Genomic DNA, 7,725 nt, shown 5'->3' with positions numbered 1-7,725 from the left:
CCGCGGCCCGCCCCCCCCCCGGCCCCGCGGCGCAGCGGCTCGTACCGTCAGAGGACGTGCGTCACACCGCCTCCCACAGGGCCGGGACGATCGGCGGCTCCCAGCCGACCTGGGCGGTGCGGGCCAGGACGCAGCGGTAGCTGACGCCGTTGTAGGTGACGATGCCGCCGGCCTGGTAGGGACTGCGCGGCCTGCGGGAACGCCTCGCGCCCTACGCGCAGCTCGTCCGCCAGGTGCGGGAGGCGCTCAGGCTGGGCGTGCTCAAGCCCGGCGACCGCCTCCCGGCGGTGCGGGACGTCGTCGTCTCCTGCACGGTCAACGCCAACACCGTGCTCAAGGCCTACCGCGAACTCGAGCACGTAGGCCTGGTCGAGGCCCGGCAGGGCTCCGGCACCTTCGTCACCGGCTCGCTCGGCGCCGTCGAACCGCACGACATGGCACGGCTGCGCACCGGGCTCTCCCGCTGGGTCGGCGAGGCCCGACAGGCCGGGCTCGAGGACGAGGACGTCAAGGCCCTGGTCACCGCGGTGCTCGCCGAGGAGCCGGCCGCCGCCCACCGCGGCCAGTGGCACGGAGCCGAGGCGTGATCGTCACCGAGCCGGCGCTCACGGTGCGCGGGCTGACCAAGAAGTACCGCGGCGTCACCGCCCTGGACGACTGCAGCTTCACCCTCCCGGCCGGCGGCGTGATCGCCCTGGTCGGAGCGAACGGCGCCGGGAAGTCGACCCTGATGGGGATCGTCAGCGGCATGGTCCGCCCCACCGCCGGGGAGTACCGGACCGGCGGCCGGGTCGTGCTGCTATCCCAGGACAAGCCGCTCTACCGCACCTTCAGCGTCGCCGACATGCTGGACTTCGGCCGGCACGCCAACCACGTCTGGGACCAGCGGCGCGCGCTCGGCTGGCTGGAGCGGTTCGGCATCCCGCTCGACCGGCGCTGCGACAAGCTCTCCGGCGGCCAGCAGGCCCAGGTGGCCCTCGCCGTCGCGCTCGGCGCCTGCCCCTCGCTGCTCCTGCTGGACGAGCCGCTGGCCAACCTCGACCCGGTCGCCCGCAAGGCCGTCACCGGCGAACTGCTCGGCGAGGTCGCCGAGACCGGGATGACCGTGCTGCTCTCCACCCACGTGGTGGCCGAACTCGCCGGCGTGGGCGACCACCTGCTGCTGCTGTCGCACGGCCGCAACATCCTGGACGGCGACGCCGACGACCTGCTCGCCCAGCACCTGCGGCTGACCGGCCCGCGCTCCGAGCGGCCGCCGGTCGACGGGGAGGTCGTCCACCAGACCCACACCGCCCGGCAGTCCACCTTCGTGGTGCGCGGCCTGCTCGGCGCGGCCACCCCGCTCGACGCCCCCCGCTGGACGGCACACCCCGTCACCCTCGAGGACATCGTCCTCGCCTACCTCAAGACCTCACTCGGGGAGACCGGACTTTGAGCGCACCCACCACCACCCCGGCGCCGGCCGCCGACACCCGGCCCGCACCCGCCGCCCGGGGAACCTCTGGCGCGGCATCGTCTGGCTCACCTGGCGCCAGCACCGGGCCCAGCTGATCTCCTTCACCGCCGTCACCGTCGTCATCCTGGTCTGGATGGCCGTCAACGCCGCCGAGCTGCAGAGCGCGCTCGACCTGTGCCACGGGCCGGACTGCGCCAAGGCCGTCGCCGACGACCGGCTCGCCCGGATCAGGGACGCCGCCGACATCGCCGGCTACCAGCTCAACTCGGTGACCTTCCTGCCGGCGATGATCGGCACCTTCCTCGGGGTGCCGCTGCTGGCCAAGGAGTACGAGCACCGCACCCTGCTGCTCGCCTGGTCCCAGGACATCAGCCCGCAGCGCTGGCTGCTCGGCAAGCTCGCCGTGCTCGGCACCTTCGTGGTCGTGCTCTCCGCGGCGCTCTCCGCGGAGAGCCTGCACGTCGCCCGGCTCGTCCACCTCGCCGACCGGCGCAGCCTGTTCGAGGGGACGCTGTACCAGGCCGGCGGCTGGATGCCGCTCACGCTCGGCCTCGCCTGGGGGATGCTCGGCGTGGCGGTCGGCGCGGGGCTGCGCCGGCTGCTGCCCGCCTTCGCGGTGGTGCTCGGCGCCTTCGGGGCGCGCACCACGCTGATGGAGCAGGTGCGGCCGCACCTCCTGGAGCCGCTCACCCGGGTGCTCCCGCTCGGCCCGGACCGCAGCGGCGACCCGTACGCGGCGGTGCCCAACGAACTCCTGCTGGACGGCGGCAAGTCGCCGTTCGTGGACGCGGCCGGAAACGTCCACGCGTACGGCGACGTGATGACGCAGTACTGCGGCAGCATCCCGGAGGGGCGGGGCGACGCCTTCGTCTCCTGCCTCAAGCAGCAGGGGCTGGTCGGCATCCAGCAGAGCTACCAGTCGGCGGGGCGGCTGGGGACGTTCCACCTGATCGAGAACGGGATGAACCTCACGGTGTTCGTGGTGTCGTTCGCGGTCGCCTGGTGGCTGGTGCGGCGGGCGCGGGCCTCGGCGTAAGGCGTGTCCGAGCCGGGGTCAGCCGGCGATCCCGGCCGCGCGCAGCCGGCGCTCGACCTCCTCCCAGGTCGGGGTGGCCGGGGCGGTCCGGTGGGTGCCCATGCCCTTGTCCTTGAAGCCGCTGGAGGTGGAGACGCACACCACCGGGCCGTCCTCCGGCGCCTGTCCGCCGAGGCTGCGCAGCCCGGCCAGTCCGGCCGCGGCCGACAGCTCGGTCCACAGTCCGGCCCGGGCCAGTTCGCCCTGGGCGTCGGCGAGTTGACGGTCGTCCACGAGCAGCGCCCGGCCGCCGCTCGCGCGCACCGCCAGCACGCCCCGGTAGCCGCTGACCGGCGAGGCGATCGAGTACGCCTCGCTCGCGCCGACCGTCACGTGCGCGGCCGGCGCGCCCTCGGCGAACGCCCGGTGCAGCGCCCCGGAGGCCGCCGACTCGCAGGCGAACACCCGTGGCACCCGGTCGGCGAGGCCCAGCCGGCGCAGCTCCTCGAAGCCCTTCCAGACCCCGAAGAGCAGCTCGCCGTACCCGGTCGGGACGAACACCGCGCTCGGCACGCCGACGTCCTGGAAGATCTCGTACGCGACGGTCTTGTAGCCCTCGGGCCCGTACGCGTGCCCGGTGTGGGTGGTGGTCAGGTTGCTGACCGGGTGCAGGCCGAGCCGCTCGACCACCAGGCGCAGCAGCGGCCAGCGGGCCTCCCACGGGACGGGCAGCACCACGGCGCCGTAGGCGTTGAGGAAGGCGTCCACGGCGGGCGGTGTGTCCGGGCCGGTGAACACCACGCAGGGCAGCCCCGCACGGGCGGCGTAGGCGGCCGCCGAGGCACCGTGGTTGCCGGAGGACGCCACCGCGATGCCGGGCGCGCCGACGCCGACGGCGGCGCTGGTGGTGCAGCGGTTCAGCCGGTCCTTGTGGCTCCAGGTCGGGTTGCGGGACTCGTCCTTGACGTACACGCCCGGCTCGATCTCGACCAGCGGGGTGGCCCCCTCGCCGAGCCCGGGCGCCGGCAGCGGCGGCAGCAGCGGCGCCCACCGCTCCAGGCCGCCGCGGGCCCGCACGGGGGAGAAGAGCGCGGCCGGGTCGGCCTTGTCGTAGGCGTAGTCGACCTCGACCGGGTAGGAGACGTCCTCCGTGCTGGTGCGCGGGCAACCCGAGGTCAGCGGGGGCCAGAGGGGGTAGTCGTGGGCGGGGTCGCCGAGCGAGCGCTGGCCGGTTGCGAGGGAGTCGTCGATTGCCATGTAAGCAGCCTAAACGGGTTTCAGGTGCTACATGACGGGTTTTCGAATCCTCGGTTCCGGCCGGCGGTCGTGGTGCTGTCGGGCTGCTACTGGGTCTGCCCGTTCCGGCGGACGGCCGAGACGTCGAACTCCAGGACGACCTTCTCGCCGACCAGGACGCCGCCACCCTCCAGCGCCGCGTTCCAGGTCACCCCGAAGTCCTTGCGGTTGATCGTGACCGAGCCCTCCAGCCCGACGCGCAGGTTGCCCTGGGGGTCGACGGCGTTGCCGGTGTACTCGAAGTCGATCGACACCGGGCGGGTGGTCTCCTTGATGGTGAGGTCCCCGGTGACCCGGTACTCGCCGTCCCCGCGCGGCTCGACCGCCGTGGCGACGAAGGTGATGGTCGGGAAGTTGGGGACGTCCAGGAAGTCGTTGGTGCGCAGGTGCTGGTCCCGCTGGGCGACGCCGGTGTCGATGCTCCCGGCCTGGATCGTGAGCCGGGCGGTGCAACGGCTCGGGTCGCTGCCGTCCAGGTGGGCGGTGCCCTCGAACTCGTGGAAGGCGCCGCGGACCTTGGTCACCATGGCGTGCCGGGCGACGAAGCCGATCCGGGTGTGGAGGGGGTCGAGGACGTAGTCCCCGGTGAGCTCGGAGAGGTCGGCGGTCATGGTCGGAGTCCTCCTGTGGCGGGTCTCGTGCCCCGGCCCGGGCGCGCCCCGGGCGGTCCCCGGACCACGCTAGGTGCTGTGCCGCGCCGGGGCGCGTCGGATTGCGCCGTCCGTCGGGTGTGGTGAGGGTGGCCGGGCGGGGAAGGGACATCGGGAGTCGTACGGGACTGGAGGCGGGATGGACAGCGGGATACGGGCGATGGTCGACGCGGTCGACGAGGCGCGGCGGCAGCTGCGGGAGAACGCGCTGCCGAAGGCGCGGGAGAGGGGGCGGGAGCCCGTTCCGACTGCCGAGGAGGCGGCGCTGGCGAGGGCGCTCGCCGCGCTGGTGGAGAGCGCGGCGGAGCTGGCCGAAGCGATCTCAGAGCGGATAACCACTCCAGACACCCGCAAGACCTACACCTTGGCCCGCGACCGGCTGCGCCGCGAGGCGCGCAATCTGGCTGGTGACGAGAAGGACATCACCAGGCGCGCCCGCTGACGGCTGCCGGTGCCCCCTCCCTCCGGGGTAGGGGGCACCGGCGCTCTCATCGGTCGCTCACCGGTGGCTGGAGAACTGCACCACCTGTTGGTAGGTCGGCCGGTTCTGCCAGGTGGTCTTGTCGTCCGTCACCCCGCCCAGCGGGCGCTGGATGATGGTGTCGGCGCACCACTGGTCGCCCGCCGCGCAGTCCGCGTCGCCCGGGTAGACCTGGGCGGGGGTCTGGGCGGCGGCCTGGCCCAGGGTGGTGAGCAGGACGTTCCGGCAGGCCATGAGGTCGCCCCCGCCGCAGAAGGGGCGGGCCAGCGGTCCGGCGACCGGGTCGCCGAGGACCGACCGGAGGTCCTTGTCCAGGTAGCTCCACCAGCCGTACTGGAAGGCCGAACCCTTGTGCGGGATCGACTCGTTGGCGCTGACCGTGCCGCCGCCGGTGGCACCGGTCTGTCCGCCGGAGGGCGACTCGTTGATCTGCAGCGCGCCGGTCAGGGCGGTGAACAGCTGGTCGCCGAGTCCGGGCCGCATGACGCCATCGGCGAGCAGCGGCCACCAGGCGTCCAGCACCCGGATCGCGGTCGCGTCCGCGTAGTCGTGGCTGCCGGGTGAAGTCTCCTTCCGCTGGCCGCCGTCGGCGAGCCAGGCCTCCAACTGCTGGAGCGCGGCGGCGGCGGTCGGGTCGGTGACCGGGGCGCTGCGCAGCACCCGGATCAGGTCGGGCAGGACGTCCTCGGCCCGCAGGTCGGCCACGGCGGCGCCCTCCATGGCCTGGGTGAGCGAGACCCGGCTCACCTTGCCGCCGCCCTGCAGCAGTGCCTTGACCCGGTCGTCGAGCAGGTTGGCGCGGTGCACCGAGCCGTTGCCGAAGCCCGCGGCGGTGTAGCCGCCCGCCTGCTTGTTGTTCCAGGAGATGTAGTAGTCCTGGTTCACGGACTGCGGGTGCTCGGCCGGCGGGGTGTACCGGGCGGTGTTGGTGGCGGGGTCGAAGTCGGCCCATTCGTACGCTGGTTGGGCGAGGACGGGAAGTCCGGGGTCGACGCCGGGGGCGCGCACCGGGTTGCTGCCGGAGTTGTAGTAGGCGATGTCGCGGGAGTCGGCGTAGAACCAGTTGAAGGTGTAGTTGATGTCCTGCGCGGCCCGCTGGAAGCTCGGCGCGTCGTGCACCGCGCCGGGGTCGTTCAACTCCTGGAAACCGATGATGGAATCGGCCTCGTGGCGGTAGGTGGAGCGCAGCGAGGTGAAGGCGACGGGCGTGCCACCGACGGTGCCGCGGGCCGTCACCAGACCGTAGTCGGAGCGGTACATCACCAGGGTGTACGAGCCGGCCGGGGTGGAGTCGGCGGTGGTCGGACTCCACGCGTCCTTGCGTTCCAGCCGGTCGAAGGGTAGGCAACTGCCGTGCCAGAGGTAGGAGTTGGCGGCAGTCGTGACCGGCGAGCCGTCGGTGGTGCAGAGCGGGACGGCATAGGTGTCGGTGATGTCCTGCCCGGCCGAGGTGGCGCTCCAGGCGTAGTCCTGGCCGCGGCCGAGCTGCACGTAGAAGCTCAGGCCGGCGAAGGCCGCGCCGCGGGCGCTGATCCCCGGGCCCTGGAGCTCCTCCAGCATCAGCAACTGCGGGGCGAAGTAGCCGGTTTGCGGGCCGAACACGGCGACCGGGTGGCCGTCGTCGGTGTGCGCGCCGGAGACCAGCAGGGCGTTGGACATGCCGTGCTTGGCGGTGAGCAGGTTACCGGGCAGGATGCCGTCGGCCTGCGTGCTCGCGGTGGTCGTGGTGGTCGCGGTGTTCGCGGAGCCGGTGGCGTCGTAGACCATCCGCTCGGGCACCACCGAGCCGGGGTCGGGCAGTGCCTGGCCCTGCGGGTCGTCGGGCACGGTCGCGTACGGGAAGCTCTGCCCGTCGTGCAGAGTACGCACGGCCTCCGGGTCGTCGGCCTCGCGCAGCGACCGCCACACCGCGTCCCCGGCGTCCTTGCCGTACCGGGCCTCGGCCGCCGACTTGACCTGGGCGGAGGCGAGTTCTCCGCCACCGCCGGAGCCGAAGAGCGCGCCGATCACCGAGGCCAGGGCGACCAGGTCGGTCAGCTTGAACGGCTCGATCGAACCGGCGTTGGTGATCGGGTCGATGTGCCCGGTCAGGTCGTACTCGCCGGGGAAGGTCCGGCCGTTGTACGCCTCGGTGACGTACTGGTTGATGCCGTCCAGGTAGGCGTTGGCGTCGGCGAGCGCCTGGGTGGCCCGGCCGCCGCGGGCGGCGAGCGCGTCGATCTGCTGCTGCAACTCGGCCTCGGTGTACGGCGCGGCCTGCCAGAAGCTCTGCTCCAGCTGCCGGTTGGCCGCCGCGCCACCCGCGAAGCCGGACAGCTGGCCGCGGCCGACGTGCCGGAACAGGTCCATCACCCAGAGCCGGTCCTGCGCGGCCGCGTATCCCGCGCCGAACTCGGTGCCGTACCGGGTGGTGCCGGTGATGTGCGGGACGCCGGTGGCCTTGTCGCGCACGATCGTCACGTCCGGGCGCGGACTGGCGGTGCTGGCCACCTGGTCGGCGGGCACGCCGAAGGACGCGTCGTTGAAGAAACCGCGCAACCCGGCCTCGGTGAGCCCGGGATAACCGGAGGCGAGGGCGGCGTACGGGCCGAGCTGGTCACCGGTGTGCGCGGGGCGAGTGCCGAACATCCGGTTGAGCAGGATCTCGGCGAGCGTGGCGTTGCCGTTCTCGCCGGGCGGGAGGATGTCGGTGCAGCGGCCGCCGCAGTAGTCGGGGGCGGCGGCGGTCGTGGTAGCGGCCGCGGTCGCGGCCGCCGGGGCGGTCAGGGCGGCGGTCACGAACAGGGCCGTCGCAAGGGCGGCGGCCGCCGCCGGCAACCGGCTGCGT

General features: G+C 73.3%; 7 protein-coding genes and 1 pseudogene. 4 read left to right on the top strand and 4 right to left on the bottom strand.

All coding sequences use genetic code 11. The features are described 5' to 3' along the window. Window positions 1-61: 61 nt before the first annotated feature. Window positions 62-172 (bottom strand): annotated as a pseudogene (locus ACWCYO_RS33895) (carbohydrate-binding protein); the annotation flags it as partial. 10 nt (window positions 173-182) lie between these two features. On the opposite strand from ACWCYO_RS33895, the gene ACWCYO_RS33890 reads away from it, so the two are divergent. The 3 genes from ACWCYO_RS33890 to ACWCYO_RS33880 all read left to right on the top strand — a co-directional run bounded on the left by ACWCYO_RS33890 (window position 183) and on the right by ACWCYO_RS33880 (window position 2,492). Next, window positions 183-587, top strand: a complete 405-nt coding sequence (locus tag ACWCYO_RS33890; protein ID WP_270151385.1) for a GntR family transcriptional regulator — start codon at window positions 183-185, stop codon at window positions 585-587. Next, entirely contained in the window at window positions 584-1,435 is an 852-nt protein-coding gene (locus tag ACWCYO_RS33885; protein WP_449786349.1) for an ABC transporter ATP-binding protein, read from the top strand. The genes ACWCYO_RS33890 and ACWCYO_RS33885 overlap by 4 nt, the downstream gene beginning before the upstream one ends. A gap of 154 nt (window positions 1,436-1,589) precedes the next feature. Continuing rightward, a complete protein-coding gene (locus tag ACWCYO_RS33880) occupies window positions 1,590-2,492 on the top strand; it encodes a hypothetical protein (protein ID WP_449786348.1) in 903 nt (300 codons plus the stop codon). A gap of 18 nt (window positions 2,493-2,510) precedes the next feature. Here ACWCYO_RS33880 and ACWCYO_RS33875 read toward each other — a convergent pair whose 3' ends face one another. Both ACWCYO_RS33875 and ACWCYO_RS33870 read right to left on the bottom strand, forming a co-directional pair. Then, a complete protein-coding gene (locus tag ACWCYO_RS33875) occupies window positions 2,511-3,728 on the bottom strand; it encodes a threonine synthase (protein ID WP_270148943.1) in 1,218 nt (405 codons plus the stop codon). An 86-nt stretch (window positions 3,729-3,814) separates the two neighbouring features. Then, window positions 3,815-4,378, bottom strand: coding sequence for a YceI family protein (locus tag ACWCYO_RS33870; RefSeq protein ID WP_270148944.1), 564 nt, complete (start codon window positions 4,376-4,378; stop codon window positions 3,815-3,817). Window positions 4,379-4,556: 178 nt separating this feature from the next. Here ACWCYO_RS33870 and ACWCYO_RS33865 point away from each other — a divergent pair, with 178 nt between their 5' ends. Next, window positions 4,557-4,859: a hypothetical protein gene (locus tag ACWCYO_RS33865; RefSeq protein ID WP_449786347.1), complete on the top strand. Its 303-nt coding sequence runs from the start codon at window positions 4,557-4,559 to the stop codon at window positions 4,857-4,859. Window positions 4,860-4,916: 57 nt separating this feature from the next. On the opposite strand, the gene ACWCYO_RS33860 is transcribed toward ACWCYO_RS33865, so the two are convergent. Next, the gene (locus ACWCYO_RS33860; protein WP_449786346.1) at window positions 4,917-7,676 is read right to left on the bottom strand and encodes a penicillin acylase family protein; all 2,760 of its coding nucleotides are present in this window, start codon (window positions 7,674-7,676) and stop codon (window positions 4,917-4,919) included. Window positions 7,677-7,725 lie beyond the last annotated feature (49 nt).

It is taken from the genome of Kitasatospora sp. NPDC001683 (genome assembly GCF_053596495.1).
Note: the sequence above shows the minus strand (reverse complement) of the source record. Positions and strands in the feature narration are given on the sequence as shown.